This window comes from Clostridium acetobutylicum ATCC 824, from assembly GCF_000008765.1.
GTDB lineage: Bacteria > Bacillota > Clostridia > Clostridiales > Clostridiaceae > Clostridium_S > Clostridium_S acetobutylicum.
In genome coordinates this window covers 2,183,283-2,203,590 of the sequence record NC_003030.1, presented here as the reverse complement: position 1 = coordinate 2,203,590, position 20,308 = coordinate 2,183,283, and the positions used below count along the sequence as shown (strand labels likewise).

The window sequence follows — 20,308 nt, the reverse complement described above, 5'->3', positions numbered from 1 at the left end:
GTAATAAAAATTTTAGGTTGGATTTTATGTAAACATTAGATATAATTAAGCTTATAGATTTAAGTAATTGCTATTTAGGAAGAGAGGAATTAATATGTTTGATATAAGCGTTTTTAAAGATATGAGTACAGAAGATAAATATGAAAATATGGTTATTATGCTTAAGGGATTAATAGAAGGAGAGGAAAATAGTATAACAAAGCTATCAAATGCATCGGCACTTATGAATGCTTTAATAGGAAGAATTAATTGGTGTGGATTTTATATTGCAAATAGGGACAAGCTAATACTTGGACCATTTCAAGGTATGCCAGCGTGTACTGAAATTAAAATAGGTGAGGGTGTTTGTGGAACAGCATTTAAAGATAAAAAAGTTATGAGAATAGAGAATGTACATGATTTTAAAGGACATATAGCTTGTGATGCGGCGTCCAATTCAGAAATAGTACTTCCAATTATTGTAGAAGGTAAGGTTAAAGCTGTATTAGATATAGATAGTGAAGAAATAGGAAGATTTACTGAATTAGAGGAAAAATATCTAATAAAATGCGCAAAGCTTCTTCAAGAAAATATAAATTGGAATATAGAACTTTAAAGTAGTATGTTAAAAGCAGCCTTATAGGGGCTGCTTTTTTATTTTCAAAAGTTTAATTGTATGAAATAAGTAAATTCTTTATTAAAAAACAATTACATATAAATATTTAATATAGAAGAGTAAGATTCAAAATTAAGTTAGTGTGTTTAAAAGATAATGGCTACTAAATATAAAGGAGAAAGAATAAATGATTAATATTTCATCTAATGATTCAATAAGAAGTTTTGTTTTTCAAAATGGGGATAAAAAGGATTTTCCGCTGCTTACTATAGGAAGAAATAGTTATATAAATGATATGGATATTCAAGTGTCTCCAGGTAGTGAGATTGTAAACATTCATATAGGCAATTATTGTTCTATTGGGTACAAGGTTATGCTTTTGGTAGATAGAAATCATGATTATAAGTCTATTTCTACGGCTCCAATATTAGAGATAGAAAGAAAATTGCATAGAAAAGGACAGATAATCATAGGACATGATGTATGGATAGGAAATAACGTTATCATACTTTCGGGAGTAAGAATAGGTAATGGAGCAGTAATAGGGGCTGGAACTGTAGTTACAAAAAATGTACCACCCTATGCAATTGCAGTTGGAAATCCCATGAAAATAATAAAATATAGATTTGATGCTATCGAGATAAAAAACTTCAAAGCATAAAATGGTGGAATTGGAGTAAGGATAAATTAGATAAAAATATTAAATGGTATGGTAAAAAAATAGAAGTCTTTACAAATGAGTTTTATAAGGATACAAATGTAGATTCTTCAAAACTATCATTAAAGGAGAAGTCAAAGGATATATTATTTATCCCGGATTTTAATGACAGATATCCAATATGGGAAAAAGTTTTCTTGGAATATATAAATACATTTTCGAAAAAAGATGATATTACATTAATAGCAAATGTTAAGGAAAAAGATCAATTTAAAATTAATAAAGTATATAAAAATGCTTTTAGTGAAACAAATTCACCTCATATTTTGATAGTAAAAGATCAAGATGAAAAAAGTTTATTTAGAAATGTTGATTATTTTATAACTACGAGGAGTACTAGTACTATGCAGTATATTGATTGTGCAGATGAATTTAATGTAAAATTAATTTCTGGTGTAGATGTGCCTATTTTTAAAAAATATAACTAATATTAAAAAGCTTATATTTTACAGCAGACAACAAAATGAATGAAATTAAAAACATAATATGGAATAATAATTCAATTAAGTGAGAAAAATGTAGTATATAAGATATATATGGTATAGCAAAAAAGAGGGGAGTTTTTTTCAATACTTTAGAATTTGATTGAATTTAAATACTTGTTTATAATAATATAGGTTATTAGTAAAAATAATACATAAGTTTAAGGGGGAGAGAAAATGAAAAACAAATTTAAAGTTTCTTTAGTGGTATTTTTAATCGTAATACTTGGATGTTTTACAAGTGTTTTTGCGGATAATACCAATGATGGTAATGAAATTGGAAAATCTAATTTTAACAATACGGTTGACAATAGTGCCAAAGTCGGAGATCAGTTATTGCATCCTGAAATAGGATGGAAAAGAGTAGACGATAATAATAAAAATTTCACTTACAGTAGCAGCATGGGAGCCATTACTGATTCAAGGGACTATAATTCTACCGCGCACACTACTATTTCTAAAAATCAATCTTATGCAGAAATTAAATTTAGATTTTATGGGAGTAAACTTAGAATTATTGCATGCACATGGCAGGATCATAGTAAAAAAATTTATGTAGATATTGATGGAAATATTGAAGTATATAACCCTAGTGTAAAAAATCAATTTGTAACACTTGCTTATGAAAAATCAGATTTACAGTTAAAATGTCATGATGTAAAGATTTATACCGATGTAAAAGGAGATCCTAATGTTGTTAATGGTGTATGGTTTAATTTGGATGCAATAGATATAGATTCAACTGGTTATTTAGTACATTCAGAATCAACTTTAGCAACAGGTATAACATTAAATAAAAACACAAGTTCGTTAGAGGTAGGACAAACAGATACATTAACAGCAGCAGTAACTCCAAATGATACAACCAATAAGGCTGTAACATGGACATCGAGTGATCCAAATGTGGTAACAGTAGATTCAAATGGAAAAGTTACAGCAGTAAAAGAAGGAAAAGCTACTATAACAGCAGTTACACAGGATGGAAGTAATTTGAGTGTACAGTGTACGATAAATGTTATAAATTCAACTACTATAAGTTTAAATAAAACAACAGATTCAATAAATGTTGGACAAACTGATAATTTATTGGCAGATGTTAGTCCTTCGACAGAAGGAGTAACATGGACATCAAGTGATAGCTCTGTTGTAACAGTGGATGGTTCAGGGAAAATTACTGGAGTGAAAGAAGGACAAGCAACAATAACAGCAGCAACTGCTGATGGTAAAACATCAAAATGCACAGTAACAGTAAGCCAAGAAGTAAATACAGATAAGGCTGTACTTAGTATAACTATGACGAATGGTCAAACTAAACAGTTCAATGTAACTATGGATGTAGTTAACAAATTTATAGATTGGTATAAGTTAAGAGCTGCAGGAAGTGGAGATCCGTTTTTTCAATTTGACATAACTGATCCTTCAAAGCCTAATGTTGTAAAAACAGATTATATCATATTTGATAAAATATCATCTTTCGAAGTAGATAATTATAAGTAATAAGATAGTTATTGAGATTAGTATAGCTTATTACTTGTAATCTCTTTAAATAAGAAAAATTACTTTTAAAAAGTACTGTCTAATACTTTTAAAATAAAATATGCTAGGTTTTAATAGGGCTAAATGATAATTGTAGTTATCATTTAGCTCTATTATTTTTATTAATTATCATAATAATATTTGTGACAAGTAATAAGAAGAACAATAATCCGTATAGAAACATTAAGTTATCAAATGTTTTAGAGGATATTCTGTTTTTTAGATAAACTGTTAGCAACATTATAGAAATTATAATTAAATTCAGTATATTAAATAGAAGTATTTTTATATTTTTCATAACCTCACTCCTAGTACGTTTAAACTAATCTTATTATACACAATATAACCTAAAATGTAAGTTTTGGTTTATATTGTGTATAATAAATTCTACTTTAAGAGTATATATAATTATTTTGTGTCAATAATTTCAAATATAGTAAGCTAATGTATAAGAGTGGTGTGTTAAGTGAGTGAATTAAAAATTGTAGATTTAGATGAATGTGACATAAATAAGGAAAAGCTTATAGCAGCTATAGATATGAAGTCAATTTGCAGCTATAATGTATTTCCATTTTATTTTGATGAAAGTAAGGTTTGTGTTGCCTCCTTTGGGAAGGTATCTAAGGAGATTATAAAGGATTTAAAATTTTTATTAAGAAAAGAGATTTTTGTATACAAGGGGTATAAAGAGCAAATTGAAAAATACATAAAGATATATACTAGTTTGGAATTGGGTCATAAGGCTATAAATGATATGAAAAAAGAAGAAGAAAATCAGAAACTCTATGAGGTTAAAAAGGCTAAGAGTTATTCTCCATCAGTACTTCTTGTTGATTCAATAATTGACTTAGCACTTAGTAAAAATGGAAGTGATATACACATAGAACCTTTTAAAGATATTGCGGTTGTGAGGATAAGAATTGATGGTGTTTTAAAAAAGGTAATGGAGCTACCCCTTAAGGCATATGAATCTGTTTGTATAAGAATAAAAATAATGGCTGACATGAATATTGTTATAAAAAAAGCTCCACAGGATGGAAGAATGTACTACAAAAATTGTGATTTTAGAGTTTCCAGTATACCTACTATTTTTGGAGAAAAAATTGTAATAAGGGTACTATATAAAAATAATGCAGCCTTAAGTTTTAGTGACATAACAGGAGTAAATGAAAATGAAGTCGCGGGTTTGCTTGAAAAACCTAATGGTATAGTACTTCTGACTGGTCCAACTGGCAGTGGGAAGAGTACTACCCTATATTCAGCAATATCAAAGCTTAATTCAGAAGAAAAGAATATAGTTACTATAGAAGATCCAGTAGAAATGATTATAGAGGGTATAAATCAAATTAACGTAAATTATGAAGCTGGGATTACATTTTCATCAGGTCTTAAAAATATATTAAGGCAGGACCCAGATATTATAATGGTTGGGGAAATAAGAGATGAAACTACAGCTGAAATAGCAGTTAGAGCTGCTATAACTGGACATCTTGTACTTAGTACTCTGCATACTAACGATGCCTTTTCTGCAATTAATAGATTGTGTGATATGGGAATTCAAAAATATCTTATACTAGATGCATTAAATGGTGTTATAGCTCAGAGACTCCTTAGAACTATTTGCGTACATTGTAAAGAGGAATATAAACCTAATGACTATGAAAGAAAGGTTTTAGGACTTAATTCAAGTGAGGTTTTGTATAAAGGCAGAGGCTGCAGCAAGTGTGATTTTTCAGGATACCATGGAAGAAAGGCTGTGTTTGAGATTATATCAATAAACGATGATGTAAGAGATATAATAGCGGAATCTAAAGGAGCTGATTGTATAAAAAGATACTTTATACAGTCTGGTGTGAAAACATTAAAAAAAAGTGGAATGGAATTAGTTAAAAGAGGAGAAACCACCTTTAGCGAATTTAAGAGAGTAATTTATAATATTTAAGGAGTTAATCCATGAAAGAGTATAGGTATAAAGCTATAAATATGGAAGGCAATGTTGTAAAGGGAGAAAGCTTTTCTAATAGTGAGTATGAATTAATAATGGAGCTTAGACATAACAAGTATTTTTTGATTTCCTCTAAAGTAATAGCTAAAAAAAAGTTTATAAGAAATAAAAAAGTATCAAGTAAAGAACTATATATTTTTTCAAAACAAATGTCTTATATGATGAATGCTGGATTTAACATATGTGAAAGCTTAAGTATAATGTATGATAAATTTCAAGGAAATATGAGAAGAATTATTAAGTGCATAGAAAAGGGAATTGAAAATGGTAATTCCATATATAAGAGTGTTCAATATTGTGGAGATAGTATACCATATTTTTTTAAAAGCATGCTTTTTATAGGAGAGGAAAGTGGTAATTTATCTGAGGTATTTAGGAATCTTGGAGAATATTATAAAGATCAGTGGAAAACAGAAGAGAAGATAAAAAATGCAACAACCTATCCAGCCATTGTGTTTGCTTTTACAATAATAATTTTGGTGTTTTTAGTTTCTAAAGTTATTCCTAGATTTGTAGAAACTTTGAATTCTCTTGGTGGTAAACTTCCTAAGATAACTGAGTTTATATTAAGTGTGAGCTTTTTTATTAAGGATGATTTTCTAGGTATTATTGCTTTTATACTAATTATTTATGGCATATCAAAGAAATTACTTAGGGTTAAGAAAAATAGAATGAAGTTAGATGAATTAAAATTTAGAATTCCATTTTTATCTGAGATTTATAAAAACAAAATAGCATTAAGATTTTCAAATACACTATACATACTCATTAAAAGCGGAATTGATATAATAAAGGCGATGCATATAGCTTCAAAGGTTTTAGAAAATACATATGCAGAAAAATGCATAAAAGATATAATTGAAAATTTAAGAAATGGTAAGGATTTTAGAGAGAGCTTTCAGAAAATAAATATTTTTACAAGACAAACTAAGAATATGCTTATAATGGCAGAAGAGTGCGGTAACATAGAGGAAATTATGAGAAATATATCAGACTTATACAGAGAACAATTTAAAGATGATTTAAAAAGAATAATAAATTTTATAGAACCATGTATGATAATATTTTTAGCCGTATTTGTTGGAACCGTAATAATATCTTCAATTCTTCCAATGATTAATATAATGAATTCTATATAAAGGAGAGTTTTAAGGTGATGAAAAAAAGGGGCTTTACACTCATTGAACTTATAATTTCCATGTCTATAATAGCTATACTTGGAGCCATACTAGTGCCTAATATATATTCTTATATAAGAAGAGCAAATAATGAGAAGGCAAAGGACATGGCAGCGCTTGTTTTTCAAAGTGCAATGAGAAGCTATATGAAGGAAGGCAAATTTGATAATGAACAGGTTTTAGACAACATAAATGAGGATTTGAGTGTTAAAGATAATAAAGTGCAAGTAAGAGCAGTGGATGATAGCGATATAGATGTAGATTTTAAGTGTAGTAACTTAAGTTGTGAGGTTAAAATAGATGGAAGAAGAGTTACTTATGACTTCAAGACAAAGTAAAAAGGGCTATATTTTAATAGAACTTCTTTGTACAATAGCGATTATGCTTATTTTGTGTTCAGTTATTGCAATAAGCTTTAAAAGCTATAAGGATATTAAAAATGGAATTGAGGTTAAGTATGTAAATAATGAAATGATTAACTTTATAAATAGTAGTAGAAACTATTGTATTAGCAGGAATATAACTGGAAAGATGTTTTTTAATAGTAAATCAAATTGTGTAATATTTCATAGAGACATTAATTCTAATATAGATACCTTTACACTGCCAGAGGATTTTAAACTTCAACCAGTATTAATCTATGATGGTTCAATCACAATAGATGATAGTGGAATGCTTTTAAATGCATGTTCAATTTTGTATAAAGATAATAAAGGAGAAACACATATAATTACGATATGTGTAGGAACTGGAAATGTGGAAGTTAAGGAATAAAAAAGGATTTACATTGATTGAGGTTATGTGCTCTTTTAGTATATTTTCTATATTGTTTTTATTTGCAGTAAATTTGAAAGTAGACGAGTTAAAAATGGGAAAAATTAATGATGATATTCAAAATTATACTTATTATATTGATGCTGTAAAAAATGAAATAATCTTTAATGATGATAATAATGACGTTGAGGAATTATGTGAAAAGGGCAAGATGTATTTATCAAAAAATGAAATATCGGAAAACCAATATGAAGCGGACTTAAAAAAGATTGGTAAAACTAATTTGAATACATATCCCTACATTACAGTATCGGAGTTAAATGAAAATGGGAAAATGAAAATAACTCTTAAGCTTTACACTGATATTATGGGAAAGGAAAAGATTTTTGTATGCAATTTTACAAAGTGAAAAAGGGATTTACGCTTATTGAAATGGTAGCAGCTTCAGCTATTTTTTGTGTGTTTACTGTGTTTGCAATTTCTGTTTTATTTAGCTTAATAAATGGGTATAAGAAAGATATGAAAAGTAATAATGATCAAGCGAATTTTTCAAGTGGACTTATAATTATAAATAAATTTTTAAAGGAAGGTACAGTGAAAATTGAAAATAATAATGAAATAAAGATAGTTAAGGATGAAAATGCCTTTGACATAATTCGTTTAAATCAGTATACGAGTAAAGTAGTGATAGACTACTATATTTTAAACTTAAAAGTAACATCCAATAATATCATGGAGAAAGTTAGTGGCTTCAATGTTTTGCAGAATAAAAATGTGTTTTATGTGTATGCAACATTAAATGATGGAAGAAGGCTTAGAAAGTGTTTTCCAATAAAAGAATAAAGAATAGAGGATTTAGTATGGTTTATGCTCTTATAATTGGTATGCTGTGTGTTCTTGTGGCATTTTACTTGTATAACATTGAGTGCGAGAGAAAAAAGTATATAAGTGAACTTCAAAAGTCTATAGTAAGGACAAAAAATAATAATTGTGAAATTTACATAGAAGATGGTATATGAGAGGATGAGTTTATGAAAGAATTTAAAGAGATTTATGCTGTCAATTACGATTGTGTAGAAAAAACCTACTTAAATATGTTAAATAAAATTACAATGGAAGATATAAAAACTACAGATAAGTTCTTTGATTTAAAGAGTAGAAAAACTTATGTGGTAATAGAAGGAGAAGAAATATATATAAAGTTTTTTGAGTTTCCCAAGGTCTGTGATAACAAACTCTCATACATGATAAATCATGAACTTAAGTTTTTGTACCATGGAGAAAAAAGATTGATTTTTAGTTATAGAAAACTTGAAGAAAAAAGTGGAAAGGTAAAGGTGATTGTATTTTTCATAAATACCGATAACTTAAGACATATGGATAAGGACATGGAAAATAAGAATTTAAAGGCTGTAAAAATGATACAGTTTTGTTTTATTGAATATTACAAAAAAATTATCAAGGATAAAAATTTTATTATATGCTTTTCCTATAAAAAAGATGTCTATACCATTGTAATTAAAGACGATTATATATATGCTAACGGAGTATATTGTAGAAAAAATAGAAAATTATATTCCCTTAAAGTTTACATGGAAAATTTCATAACTAATAATGTGGATAAAAAATGCTTTAGAAGTGCTTATGTGGTTAACGGTATTACAGATGATGAAGAGATATTTAAGCTGTTAAAAACTAATTTTAAAGTATGTAGATTAGAACCAATAAGTAAAAGTAAATTAATAAAGTTGATTGTGTAATTGAAAGGAAAGATATGAGTGAAAATAATTTTTTGCCTTATGAGATTAAGATAAAAAAGTACAATAAAAAGAACTTCTTTATTTTTCTTATTATATTAAGTTTGGTTATTTTAAATGTATTTGAATTAGCTTTTTTTTATTTGAATAGTAAAGTTCAAAATACTGCTAGAGTATATCAAGAAAAAAGTGTAATTAATAGAAGAGACGTAACTAGAAAAGAAATTAATGAGAAATATGAAGAAAGTATTGAGAAGTTTTTTAATACAGTAGATAAATTAAATTGGGACACCGTATGCATAAAAGACAATATAATAACCTTTAGTCTTATATGTGATAGCGATACCATTGAGGGAGTTATTTATGATTTAGAAAAGAACAAGAAATTTATAGTTAAGGATGTTGCTAAAGACTTGGATAAAAGCAATTGCTATAATTTAAGTGTAAGGGTGAAAGAAAATGAGGAATAAAATGTTGATTTTTTCAGTTTTGATATGTCTTTTGTTTTTTTTAAGCATGTTAAATATAGAAAAATACAATGAAAATTATAAGAATAAAAGTGTAAATATAATAAAAATTGCAAAAGTAAAAAAACAAAGCTTAAGTTATGAAAAAATACTGCACAAACTAAATGGATATGATGAGGTTACAGTGGATGATATAAAGGAAGATGATAAAAATACAGATTGCATTAATGTAGATATAAGCTTTCCTTTTTCCAAAGACAGGCTCATAAAAATAATTAATAATTTTAAAAAAGATGATAGTATAAGTGGGATTGATAATATAGTTGTAAATAACAAAGATAATAACAAGGATTGTAAAATACAGTTAAAATTTAATAGATGATGATAAAAAAATAAATTTGCAAATAATTATAAGTTTTGATAAAATAACATTGGTCAACCATGTGTAATTTTGGAATAACTTAATATGTTAATGCATGTTAGATTATGGGTTAAGTTGTAATTTAATATAGTATAAAATTAATGTATGGGTTTTTGGTGTCAGAAGGGAGACGTCTTAAATGTATAGTGAGAGAATTAAAAATTTAAGAAAAGCAATGGTTAACAAAGGAATAGATGGTGTTTTGCTTATAAGTGATCCTAATAGAAATTACATGAGCGGTTTTACGGGAGACGAAAGTTTCTCTATAATAACCTTAGATAAAGCAATTTTTATAACTGATTCAAGGTTTACAGAGCAGGCAAAGCAGCAGGTAAACGAAAATTACGAGGTTGTACAGTATAGTGGTCCATTCTCATCTTTTTTAGGGAATATGGTAGAAAAGCTAAACATAAGTAAGCTAGGCTTTGAAGAGGACATCATATCAGTTTCCATATATGATTCTTATAAAAAAAGTGTTAAAGCAGAACTTGTACCATTAGGTGGTATGGTTGAAGAGTTAAGAATGATTAAAGATGAAAATGAAGTTGATACTATAAAAAAAGCAGCAGCTATAGCGGATAAGGCTTTTAGTCATATGCTTAAATTTATTAAAAAAGGTATGACAGAAAGAGAAGTTGGATTAGAACTTGAATTTACAATGAAAAAACTTGGAGCTAAGGATTTATCTTTTCCATCTATAATAGCCAGTGGAGAAAGATCATGTTTGCCTCATGGTCAGGCTACAGATAAGATTCTTAAAGAAGGCGAGTTTTTAACTATGGATTTTGGTTGTGTCTTTAATGATTATTGCTCGGATATGACAAGAACAATAGTTATAGGAAAACCAAATGACAAAATGAAAGAAATCTATGATGTAGTTCTTAAAGCTAACAAAGAAGCCTTAAAAGTTATAAAGAGTGGAGTTACAGGAAGAGAAGTAGATAAAGTTGCTAGAGATATAATAGCTTCTCATGGTTATGGAGAAAATTTTGGACATGGATTAGGTCATGGTGTTGGAAGACAAATACATGAGGGGCCTAGAGTTAGTCCTGCATCTGAAACAGTTCTAAAGTCTGGTATGATAGTAACGGATGAACCTGGAATATACATTCCTGGTTTTGGAGGAGTTAGAATAGAGGATTTAATAGTTGTTAAAGATGATGGGTGTGTATGTTTATCAGAATCACCTAAGGAATTGATATGTCTATAGTTATTTTGTATTAATGTGTATTAATTTTACCTAAAAGGTTATAATATTATATATTGATTAATGTTTTGGAGGGATACTTAAATGATATCAGCAGGAGATTTAAGAAAGGGAACTACTTTTGAGCTGGATGGACAAGTTTATAATGTAGTTGATTTTTTACACGTAAAACCAGGAAAGGGAGCAGCTTTTGTAAGAACAAAGCTTAAGAACGTTATAACTGGTGCTGTAACAGAAACAACATTTAATCCAACAGCGAAAATGCAGGAAGCAGTAATAGAAAGAAAAGAAATGCAATATTTATATTCTGATGAGTCTTTCTACTATTTTATGGATCAAGAAACTTATGAACAAATTCCTTTAAGTTTTGATCAAGTTGAAAATGCAATCAAGTATTTAAAAGAAAATATGTTTGCTACAATTAAATTTTACAAAGGGGAGGCTTTCTCAGTAGAAGCTCCAAACTTTGTAGAACTTAAAATAGTTTCCTGCGAACCAGGAGTAAAAGGAAATACAACATCAAATGTTATGAAGCCCGCTACTCTTGAAACAAATGCAGTAGTTCAAGTTCCTTTGTTTGTTAATGAGGGAGAAACAATAAGAGTTGATACAAGAACTGGAGAATATATGGAAAGAGTTCAATAAAATTGAATTTATAGAATTTCTTAGTTTGAAGTATTATAAAAACAGAGGTTTAACGTAATTAATTATGTTAAACCTCTGTTTTTTTTGTAATAATTTTTAGCATTACTAAATACTAATTAATTGTAGGGCTTAGTATGTGAAAACTAACTTTAAACTCTTTATAAGGGGAGGAAATGTGATGAACCTTGAAGATATCTTTTCTATACTACCTGAAAAAATAGAAAGAGAAGTTAAAAGAATATCCGACTATAATAACTTACAAGAGATACGAATAAAAGTAAACAAGCCTTTAATAATTCAAATTGGGAAAAAGGAGATAATAAGTAACTACATTGCCACAAAAGAAGATTTGAAAAAAACCTTTAATGTCATGAGTGGATACTCAATATATTCAGTAGAAGATGAATTAAGACAAGGATATATTACCATAAAAGGAGGCCATAGAGTTGGTATATGTGGAGATTGTGTATTAGAAGAAAATAAAATAAAAACTATAAAGAATATATCCTCATTAAATATAAGAATATGTAAAGAAGTAACTGGATGTTCAAATAGCATAATGAAAAAAATTGTTTATGGAAATACCGTACTCAATACTATTATAATATCTCCACCTAATTGTGGAAAAACAACACTTTTAAGAGATATAACAAGGAACATATCCTATGGTATAAACAGCATACAATTTAGAGGGAAAAAGGTATGTGTTATAGATGAGAGAAGTGAGATAGGTGCATGTCTTAATGGTGTAAATCAAATGGATATAGGAATAAGGACGGATATTTTGGATAATTGCCCTAAAAGTATTGGAATTATGATGGCAATAAGGAGTATGGCTCCAGAGGTTATAATTTGTGATGAAATAGGCACTTATGATGATATTAAGAGTATACTTACGGCAGTAAACTGCGGTGTTAAGCTTATAACCACCATACATGGATTTGGAATTGAAGATTTAAATAGTAGAGATGTTTTTAAAGATGCCATTAAGAATAATGTTTTTGAAAGAGCAATAGTATTAAGTGGCAGAAGTGGTGTTGGGACTGTAGAGTATATTTACGATTTTTATACAAAAGAAAGAGAAAGGGGTTTATAGGGTGATAAAATTTGTAGGGTGTATCCTAATAATAACTTCTTCTACCATAGTAGGTTTTAGGTATGCAGAACATTTTAGAAAGAGAGTGAAGGAGCTTAAAGAAATTCATAATTCTCTGTATGAACTTAGAAATGAAATTATATACACACATACACCGCTTGTTGAAGCTTTTAAGAACATATCAGATAGATCAAACTATCCAGTGAATTTATTCTTTAAATTAGCTGCGGAAAATCTCTGTTATAAAGAAACTGATAATGTATATAGCGCATTTAAGTGCGTTTTTGATACAGATAAGTTTCAAACTAATTTAAACAATGATGATAAGAAGATACTTCTAAATTTGTCAAAGAGCCTAGGAGAAACAGATATTGAAGGACAAGTTAAGGTATTTGAACTTGCTATTAAGAATATTGAAAATCATATAACGGAAGCGGAGGAAATAATGAAAAAAAACGTTAAGATGTACAGATGTCTTGGATTTTGTGTAGGTGCAATGATTACTATCATGATTGTTTAGGGGGTGACCTTTTGCTTGATATATCGCTTTTATTTAAAATTGCGGGAGTTGGAATTCTTACTATAATTATAGATAAAATACTTAAATCCAGTGGAAAAGATGATTTTGCAGTAGTAACAAATTTGGCAGGCATAGTGATCCTCCTCTTGATGGTAATAAGCCTAATAAGTAAATTGTTTGAGGCTGTAAAGACTATGTTTCAACTTTAGGAGGATATTATGGAAATAATAAAAGTAGTAGCTTTTGCATTTGTAGCTTTAGCAGTTACATTAGTCTTTAAAGGAAAAAGAGATGATATAGCTGTTAGTGTAAGTATGATTGCTGGGATTCTTATATTTATTTTTATGATACCTAGGATAACAGCTGTTATGCAGATTCTGCAGCAATTTGCTCTTAAGGCAAAGGTTGATTTTGTATACTTGACGACTGTATTAAAAATACTTGGTATTGCATATATAGCATCCTTTTGCAGTGAAATATGCAAGGATGCAGGGCAAAATAGCATAGCCTCTAGGGTAGAGTTTTCAGGTAAGATACTTATTCTCATGTTAGCAGTTCCAATACTCATGGGGGTTTTAAATGCTATTTTAAATATCATATAGGAGAAGAAAATGAAAAAAGTAATATTGATGTTTGTAGTTATTCTTATCTTGTTTCCTGTAACTGTACAAGCATATGATAAAAGTGGTTCTGATGTAACAAAAGAAAATGAGCAACAAATTATGCAACTTTATGATTATATGACAAAAATAAAGGGAAAGTATGATGTGCTGAAGGATCTTAATATAAAAGATTATGTTGAATACTATATGAAAAATGGTAAAGGTAATACTTCTGTTTCTAAATTTAGCAGAGCTGTTTTTAGTTACTTTATGCAGGATATAACAAGCTGCTTAAAACTAGTATCTACACTGGTTTTCATATGTATTGTTTGTGCTCTTTTAACTAATCTTCAAAAGGCTTTTTCTTCTGAAAAGTTAACTCAAATAGCATATTTTTCATGTTATGCAATAATAATAATAATAATTGCTAAAAACTTTAAAATATGTGTAAGTACAGCACAAGGGGCTATGAAAGATATAAGCAATATGATGGGAGCTGTTGTTCCGATTTTGCTTACACTTCTCATAAGTTCTGGGAGTCTTGTAGAATCTACAGTATTTGATCCTGTTATATTGTTCTCTATAAATTTTACTGAAAAAGTTTTTACTGATATATTAATTCCATTGATTTTATTATCATTTGTGCTTGAGTTCGTAAATAACTTATCAGAGGATTATAAAATTAGCAATTTATCGAAACTCCTAAAAAGATCTGTAATATGGATTCAAGGCATAATTATGACTGTATTTATAGGAATAATAACTATAAGAGGAATAAATGCAAAGGCTATAGACAATGTAACTGCAAAAACTGCAAAATTTGCTGTGGACAACTTTGTACCAATAGTTGGAAAATGCCTTTCTGATGCTATTTCAACGGTTGCGGGGTATTCAATACTACTTAAAAATGCAATAGGCACTGTAGGGCTAATTGTTTTAATAGTGATGATTATTTTTCCTGTAATCAAAATATTTTTACTTGCCTTTGTGCATAAAATTGTAGCTGCCTTTGTAGAACCTATAAGCGATAAGAGAATAGTTAATTGTTTGAATAGTGTAGGAGATTGTCTTATATTAATTGGATCTTGTCTTATAGGGGTAGCTGTAATGTTTTTTATAATGATAGCTATAATAATAGCAGCTGGAAAAATAGTTTAAGATAAGGATTGGTGAACTATATGCTTGAATGGCTTAAACAATGGGTTATAACTATATGTACTGCTGCATTATTTATTACGGTTATAGAAATAATACTTCCAGATAATAAGCTGAAAAAATACTCTAAATTTGTACTAGGACTTATTTTAATGACTGTAATCGTACAGCCTGTAATAAAGGTTTTTAACAATGCAGATAACATAAATAAGTATATTGTTAATGCTCAAAATGTTTTTGAGAAAAATACTTATGATCAAGAATTAAAAGGAAGCGATGGAGAAGAAATAAATTCTATTGTCGATGAATTTAAGAAAAATTTAGAGGATAAGTGTTCAAAAATGCTTAAAAACAAGTATCCGGATAATGATTATAGTGTGACTGCAGATGTTCAATATAGCAGCGAGAAGAAAACTGTCTTAATAAAAAAGTTAAATATAGGTGTTAAAAATAACAACGTGAAAAAAATTGAAAAAGTACAAATAGATAATGATAAAGAGAATACAGAAAGTGATATTGATGAAAAAACTAAGAAGGAAATAGCTAACTACATAAGTGATGAGATGGAAATACCTTATTCTGATATAAAAATTTATAAACTCTGATGGGGTGATAAGATGAATTTTAAGAAGTTTTTAAGTAATCTTAAATTCGATTCTAAGGATGAAAAAACTAAGAAGAGTACAGTTACTAATATAGTTATATTAGGACTTATTGGAATACTACTTATTATTACTGCAGATTTTTTTAAGAATAGTTCTAATAATAGTATTACTGGTAGTATTACTGAGAATAATGTAAAGAATACCAAAGCTGAAAATGATGGAACCAAAAATGAAGTCAAGCCTTCAAAGGACTATGAAACTAATATGGAGGAAAAATTAAAACAAACATTAGAACAAATAGATGGAGTGGGTAAGGTTCAGGTAATGATTTACTTTGGAAGTGGAGAAGAGCAGGTGCCAGCAACTAATGAAAACAAGACTAAATCTGTTACAGATGAAGCAGATAATTCTGGAGGGAAAAGAACAACCACTCAGGATTCTGATGGAAGTACAATTGTTACATCAAAGGATGGAGATAAAGAATCACCATTTATATTGAAGGAATATAAGCCTCAAATAACAGGGGTTTGTGTTGTGGCAGAAGGAGCAGATAATTCTGTAATAAAGCTTAATATTGTGAATGCTGTAGTAGATTTGTTTCAGCTAACGGAGGATAAGGTAAATGTGTATCCTATGAAAAAATAAATTATTCATAGAAAACAGTAAACAAGCATATAAATTTTTTAGAATGAATAATAAAAGGAGGATAAGAAATATATGAATAAAAAACAAGCTGTTATTATTGTTACTTTGATGGTACTTATAGTGTGTGCTGGAGTGCTGGCAACAAGGGTAAGAAGTCCACTTTATGTAAATGATACTGACTTTGATAGTGATACTAACACTAATAAGAGTACGGTATCTACAAATGACAATTCTAAGAAAAGTAGCAGCACAAAGACAGATGTATTTGCACAGGGAAGGCTTGAAAGGGAACAAAAAGATCAAAGGGAGATACAAACTTTAAAGAACATAATTGATGATAAGAATGTTTCCAATGATACAAAATCATCAGCTCAACAAAAAATGATGACATTAACAGATGAGGATTCTAAGTGTAATAAGGTTGAAACAATGCTTAAAAGTAAAGGCTTTAAGGACGCACTTTGTTCCATAACTGATAGTAAAGTAACTGTAACAGTAAAATGCGATAGTGATAAATTAACGGATAATCAACTTAGAGATATTAAGGAAGTAGTTACGGATGTAACTAAGATTAGGAACATAGAAGTTTTACAACCAGTACATTAAAAGATAGGGTTTCAGGGGTAATAGTTAACTTATAAATACTATGTTTTAGATTTATAGGTTTCACTTTACATATGAAACCCTATCTTTTTTACTAGAGCTCTGTTTTGAGTATAAATTAAACTTAGTAATTTTAAATATGTGTATTTGTAAAATATAAATTATTTTGATATAATACTCTTAGCTTAAAGAATGAGTGTTTTAATTATTGGTATAGCCTTTAATTTTGATTATATGTAAATTGCTTTGTTTTTTCAGAGCAGAGGAGGTAATAAAAAATGGCAGAGGAACTTAAGAATATAGACATGGGTATAGTTAAAATATCCGATGAAGTGGTTTGTGTTATTGCAGGACTTGCCGCATCCGAGATTAAGGGTGTAGTTGGTATGAGCTCAGGAATAGTTGGTGGAATAACTAAGATACTTAGCGGTAAGAAGAATTTAACTAAGGGTGTTAAAGTAAATGTAGGAGAAGAAAGCGCTTCCATAGACCTTTATGTTGTAATAGAATATGGCTTAAGAATACCAGATGTTGCAGTTAAGGTTCAAGAGAATGTTAAAACAACTGTTGAGAGTTTAACTGGACTCAATGTTTCAGCAGTAAATGTTTTTGTTCAAAATGTGGCTTTTTCTAATAAACAGCAGGAAACGGAAGAAATAGAAGAAGATAATTAATAAAACACCCTCTTAAGAGGGTGTTTTAATTGCATATAAATATAGAGTAAAAACCATGTATTAAAGGACATAATATTGTGTATAGGATGGATTAAAACCTAACATATACATACTAGGAGGAAAAGAATTAAATGAATAGAAAGAAAAGTAGAGAAGTAGCTATGAAATTATTGTTTGAAATATCTATTAACAAAAATAGCATTTCAGATACAATAGAACATTATAAAGAAAATAACGAAATAGAGAACTTAGATTTTGAGTACATAGAGAGAATACTACGAGGAATAGATGAAAACATGGAGTACATAGATTCTAAAATTGAAGAAAGCTCCAAGAAGTGGAAGATAAGCAGAATATCCAAGATAAATATCACCATACTTAGGATGGCAGCATATGAAATATTCTTCGAAAAGGATATACCTTGTAAGGTTTCTGCAAATGAGGCTGTTGAACTTGCAAAAAGTTATGCTGAAGAGAACTCTTTCTCATTTGTTAATGGAGTTATTGGAAATTTAATAAATAGTTCTGAGGAAAAATGATAATTTAAAGGAGAGTAGTTGTGTATGGGAGATATAATTAATGGAAAAGCGGAATCTCAAAAGTATAAAGATAAAATAATTGAATTTATTAATGAAAGAAAGAAACAGGGGTTAGATATTCCATGCATAGCCAGTATAACAGTTGGAGATGATGGGGGCTCATTATACTATGTTAACAATCAAAAAAAAGTATCAGAAAGTCTTGGAATTGAGTTTAAGAGTATATTTTTAGATGAAAGTATACGAGAGGAAGAACTAATAAAGTTAATTGAAGGTCTAAACGTAGATAATAAAATTCATGGAATTATGCTTCAATTACCGCTGCCTAATCACATTGATGCAAAACTAGTCACATCTAAAATAGATGCTAATAAAGATATAGATAGTCTTACAGATATAAATACAGGAAAATTTTACAAGGGTGAAAAATCATTTATACCATGCACGCCAAGAAGTATTATAAATCTTATAAAGAGTTTAAATGTGGATATTTGTGGGAAAAATGCAGTTGTAATAGGGAGAAGTAACATTGTAGGTAAACCTACAGCGCAGCTTTTACTAAATGAAAATGCAACGGTTACAATATGCCACTCTAGAACACAAAACTTAAAAGATATATGTAAAAAAGCTGATATTATTGTAAGTGCTATTGGAAGACCAGGTTTTATAACAGATGAATTTGTTAATGAAAAATCTATTGTAATTGATGTTGGAACTACAGTAGTAGATGGTAAACTTCGTGGAGATGTGGTTTTTGATGAGGTTATAAAAAAGGCAGCTTACGTAACTCCAGTTCCTGGGGGAGTAGGGGCGATGACAACCACAATGTTAATATTAAATGTTTGTGAGGCATTGAAATAATATGTATATAAAGGTTTTGTCGGTTTCAGAACTAAATAATTATATAAAAAGAGTTGTAGATAGTGATTATATATTGAGTAATGCTCAAGTAAAAGGCGAAATATCAAATTTTAAATTTCACAGCAGTGGGCATGTTTATTTTTCCCTTAAGGATGAAGGAGGGAAGATAAACTGCATAATGTTTAGAAGTAATGCTGAAAAGTTAAAATTTATTCCTGAAAATGGAATGAAGGTAAATGTAAAGGGAAGAGTATCAGTATATGTTAAAGATGGAGCTTATCAGCTTTACTGTACTGAAATCACTCCTGAGGGAAGAGGAGAACTTTATGAAGCCTTTGAGAAACTAAAGGAAAAGCTTTTAAACGAGGGTATGTTTAGTGAGGAACATAAGCGAAATATACCTAAATATCCTAAAATGATAGGTGTTATAACCTCTCCAACAGGTGCAGCCATAAGAGATATAATAAATGTGGCTACGAGAAGAAATAAGAGTGTAGACATGATCATATGTCCAACTTTAGTTCAAGGGGTAAATGCCCCAGGTGAATTAATAAAAGCTTTGGATTATTTAAATAATAGAGAAGACATTGATACTATAATATTGGCACGTGGTGGAGGATCCATTGAGGAACTTTGGGCATTTAACGATGAAAAGCTTGCATATGCTGTATATAATTCTAAAAAGCCTGTTGTAACAGGTGTAGGTCATGAAACAGACTTCACAATAGTTGATTTTGTAAGTGATAGAAGAGCACCTACTCCTTCGGCAGCGGCAGAAATTGCAGTCCCAAATATAAATGAAGAAATGAATAGTTTTGTTTCTCTAAAAAGAGCTCTTGATACTAGTATTAAAACATATATTCAAAATAAATGTAATCAGCTTGAAATAGCTAAAAGGATGTTAGAAAAAAACAGTCCAGAAATATTGATAGTTAATGGATATTCTTCAATTGACAACTTTAAGTATGTACTTGATATGAGAATAGCAAATAAGATAAAAATAGAAAAAGAAAAGATACTAAGATATAATTCTATTTTAAAATCAAATAGCCCAATTAATATTTTAAATAAAGGATATTCCATTATAAGTGATGAAATTGGAAATAATATAAGTAATGTAGATAAATTAAAAGAACCAGATAAAGTCCATATAACATTTAAGGATGGCAAGGTGAATGCTAAAATAGATATTTTAAGGTGAACTAGAATTTAAGTGAGGTGAA

General features: G+C 28.9%; 28 protein-coding genes. All 28 read left to right on the top strand.

Going from position 1 to position 20,308, the window contains the following annotated elements; genetic code table 11:
* Nucleotides 1–94 precede the first annotated feature (94 nt).
* The 28 genes from CA_RS10870 to xseA all read left to right on the top strand — a co-directional run bounded on the left by CA_RS10870 (nucleotide 95) and on the right by xseA (nucleotide 20,286).
* Nucleotides 95–595 (top strand): GAF domain-containing protein, encoded by a 501-nt coding sequence (locus CA_RS10870; protein ID WP_010965409.1) that lies wholly within the window; start codon nucleotides 95–97, stop codon nucleotides 593–595.
* Nucleotides 596–782: 187 nt separating this feature from the next.
* Complete coding sequence (locus CA_RS20250) at nucleotides 783–1,256, top strand: CatB-related O-acetyltransferase (RefSeq protein WP_010965408.1); 474 nt, start codon at nucleotides 783–785, stop codon at nucleotides 1,254–1,256.
* Nucleotides 1,257–1,450: 194 nt separating this feature from the next.
* Nucleotides 1,451–1,741, top strand: a complete 291-nt coding sequence (locus tag CA_RS20245; RefSeq protein WP_242663025.1) for a hypothetical protein — start codon at nucleotides 1,451–1,453, stop codon at nucleotides 1,739–1,741.
* A 231-nt stretch (nucleotides 1,742–1,972) separates the two neighbouring features.
* Complete coding sequence (locus tag CA_RS10860; protein ID WP_010965407.1) at nucleotides 1,973–3,292, top strand: Ig-like domain-containing protein; 1,320 nt, start codon at nucleotides 1,973–1,975, stop codon at nucleotides 3,290–3,292.
* A 505-nt stretch (nucleotides 3,293–3,797) separates the two neighbouring features.
* Complete coding sequence (locus tag CA_RS10850) at nucleotides 3,798–5,273, top strand: GspE/PulE family protein (RefSeq protein WP_010965405.1); 1,476 nt, start codon at nucleotides 3,798–3,800, stop codon at nucleotides 5,271–5,273.
* A gap of 11 nt (nucleotides 5,274–5,284) precedes the next feature.
* Nucleotides 5,285–6,475, top strand: a complete 1,191-nt coding sequence (locus tag CA_RS10845) for a type II secretion system F family protein (RefSeq protein WP_010965404.1) — start codon at nucleotides 5,285–5,287, stop codon at nucleotides 6,473–6,475.
* 17 nt (nucleotides 6,476–6,492) lie between these two features.
* A complete protein-coding gene (locus CA_RS10840) occupies nucleotides 6,493–6,852 on the top strand; it encodes a type II secretion system protein (protein WP_207717229.1) in 360 nt (119 codons plus the stop codon).
* Entirely contained in the window at nucleotides 6,815–7,288 is a 474-nt protein-coding gene (locus tag CA_RS10835; RefSeq protein ID WP_010965402.1) for a type II secretion system protein, read from the top strand. The genes CA_RS10840 and CA_RS10835 overlap by 38 nt, the downstream gene beginning before the upstream one ends.
* On the top strand, nucleotides 7,269–7,697 hold the full coding sequence (locus CA_RS10830; protein WP_010965401.1) for a prepilin-type N-terminal cleavage/methylation domain-containing protein: 429 nt from the start codon (nucleotides 7,269–7,271) through the stop codon (nucleotides 7,695–7,697). Before CA_RS10835 ends, CA_RS10830 begins: the two co-directional genes overlap by 20 nt.
* Nucleotides 7,679–8,131: a type II secretion system protein gene (locus tag CA_RS10825; RefSeq protein ID WP_010965400.1), complete on the top strand. Its 453-nt coding sequence runs from the start codon at nucleotides 7,679–7,681 to the stop codon at nucleotides 8,129–8,131. The genes CA_RS10830 and CA_RS10825 overlap by 19 nt, the downstream gene beginning before the upstream one ends.
* On the top strand, nucleotides 8,110–8,307 hold the full coding sequence (locus CA_RS10820; protein ID WP_014518954.1) for a hypothetical protein: 198 nt from the start codon (nucleotides 8,110–8,112) through the stop codon (nucleotides 8,305–8,307). Before CA_RS10825 ends, CA_RS10820 begins: the two co-directional genes overlap by 22 nt.
* A gap of 12 nt (nucleotides 8,308–8,319) precedes the next feature.
* Nucleotides 8,320–9,048, top strand: coding sequence for a hypothetical protein (locus CA_RS10815; RefSeq protein WP_010965398.1), 729 nt, complete (start codon nucleotides 8,320–8,322; stop codon nucleotides 9,046–9,048).
* Nucleotides 9,049–9,062: 14 nt separating this feature from the next.
* Nucleotides 9,063–9,515: a hypothetical protein gene (locus CA_RS10810; protein ID WP_010965397.1), complete on the top strand. Its 453-nt coding sequence runs from the start codon at nucleotides 9,063–9,065 to the stop codon at nucleotides 9,513–9,515.
* Nucleotides 9,505–9,894: a hypothetical protein gene (locus CA_RS10805; RefSeq protein ID WP_010965396.1), complete on the top strand. Its 390-nt coding sequence runs from the start codon at nucleotides 9,505–9,507 to the stop codon at nucleotides 9,892–9,894. The genes CA_RS10810 and CA_RS10805 overlap by 11 nt, the downstream gene beginning before the upstream one ends.
* A gap of 178 nt (nucleotides 9,895–10,072) precedes the next feature.
* Nucleotides 10,073–11,143 (top strand): M24 family metallopeptidase, encoded by a 1,071-nt coding sequence (locus tag CA_RS10800; protein WP_010965395.1) that lies wholly within the window; start codon nucleotides 10,073–10,075, stop codon nucleotides 11,141–11,143.
* A gap of 81 nt (nucleotides 11,144–11,224) precedes the next feature.
* Complete coding sequence (gene efp, locus CA_RS10795) at nucleotides 11,225–11,785, top strand: elongation factor P (protein WP_010965394.1); 561 nt, start codon at nucleotides 11,225–11,227, stop codon at nucleotides 11,783–11,785.
* Nucleotides 11,786–11,963: 178 nt separating this feature from the next.
* Complete coding sequence (gene spoIIIAA / locus CA_RS10790; protein WP_010965393.1) at nucleotides 11,964–12,881, top strand: stage III sporulation protein AA; 918 nt, start codon at nucleotides 11,964–11,966, stop codon at nucleotides 12,879–12,881.
* Nucleotide 12,882: 1 nt separating this feature from the next.
* Nucleotides 12,883–13,401, top strand: a complete 519-nt coding sequence (spoIIIAB, locus tag CA_RS10785) for a stage III sporulation protein SpoIIIAB (protein WP_010965392.1) — start codon at nucleotides 12,883–12,885, stop codon at nucleotides 13,399–13,401.
* An 11-nt stretch (nucleotides 13,402–13,412) separates the two neighbouring features.
* Entirely contained in the window at nucleotides 13,413–13,610 is a 198-nt protein-coding gene (spoIIIAC, locus tag CA_RS10780) for a stage III sporulation protein AC (protein WP_010965391.1), read from the top strand.
* Between the two features lie 9 nt (nucleotides 13,611–13,619).
* Nucleotides 13,620–14,003 (top strand): stage III sporulation protein AD, encoded by a 384-nt coding sequence (gene spoIIIAD / locus CA_RS10775; RefSeq protein WP_010965390.1) that lies wholly within the window; start codon nucleotides 13,620–13,622, stop codon nucleotides 14,001–14,003.
* A 9-nt stretch (nucleotides 14,004–14,012) separates the two neighbouring features.
* Nucleotides 14,013–15,161 (top strand): stage III sporulation protein AE, encoded by a 1,149-nt coding sequence (gene spoIIIAE / locus CA_RS10770; RefSeq protein WP_010965389.1) that lies wholly within the window; start codon nucleotides 14,013–14,015, stop codon nucleotides 15,159–15,161.
* 20 nt (nucleotides 15,162–15,181) lie between these two features.
* The gene (gene spoIIIAF / locus CA_RS10765) at nucleotides 15,182–15,763 is read left to right on the top strand and encodes a stage III sporulation protein AF (RefSeq protein WP_010965388.1); all 582 of its coding nucleotides are present in this window, start codon (nucleotides 15,182–15,184) and stop codon (nucleotides 15,761–15,763) included.
* 12 nt (nucleotides 15,764–15,775) lie between these two features.
* Nucleotides 15,776–16,408 carry a stage III sporulation protein AG gene (gene spoIIIAG, locus CA_RS10760; protein WP_010965387.1) on the top strand — a complete coding sequence of 211 codons (633 nt, stop codon included), beginning with the start codon at nucleotides 15,776–15,778 and terminating at the stop codon, nucleotides 16,406–16,408.
* Between the two features lie 72 nt (nucleotides 16,409–16,480).
* A complete protein-coding gene (locus tag CA_RS10755) occupies nucleotides 16,481–17,014 on the top strand; it encodes a SpoIIIAH-like family protein (protein ID WP_010965386.1) in 534 nt (177 codons plus the stop codon).
* Between the two features lie 275 nt (nucleotides 17,015–17,289).
* Complete coding sequence (locus tag CA_RS10750; protein ID WP_010965385.1) at nucleotides 17,290–17,685, top strand: Asp23/Gls24 family envelope stress response protein; 396 nt, start codon at nucleotides 17,290–17,292, stop codon at nucleotides 17,683–17,685.
* Between the two features lie 131 nt (nucleotides 17,686–17,816).
* Nucleotides 17,817–18,224 carry a transcription antitermination factor NusB gene (gene nusB / locus CA_RS10745; RefSeq protein WP_010965384.1) on the top strand — a complete coding sequence of 136 codons (408 nt, stop codon included), beginning with the start codon at nucleotides 17,817–17,819 and terminating at the stop codon, nucleotides 18,222–18,224.
* Between the two features lie 24 nt (nucleotides 18,225–18,248).
* Complete coding sequence (locus CA_RS10740; RefSeq protein ID WP_010965383.1) at nucleotides 18,249–19,085, top strand: bifunctional methylenetetrahydrofolate dehydrogenase/methenyltetrahydrofolate cyclohydrolase; 837 nt, start codon at nucleotides 18,249–18,251, stop codon at nucleotides 19,083–19,085.
* 1 nt (nucleotide 19,086) lies between these two features.
* A complete protein-coding gene (gene xseA / locus CA_RS10735) occupies nucleotides 19,087–20,286 on the top strand; it encodes an exodeoxyribonuclease VII large subunit (protein ID WP_010965382.1) in 1,200 nt (399 codons plus the stop codon).
* The last annotated feature ends 22 nt before the right edge of the window (nucleotides 20,287–20,308 follow it).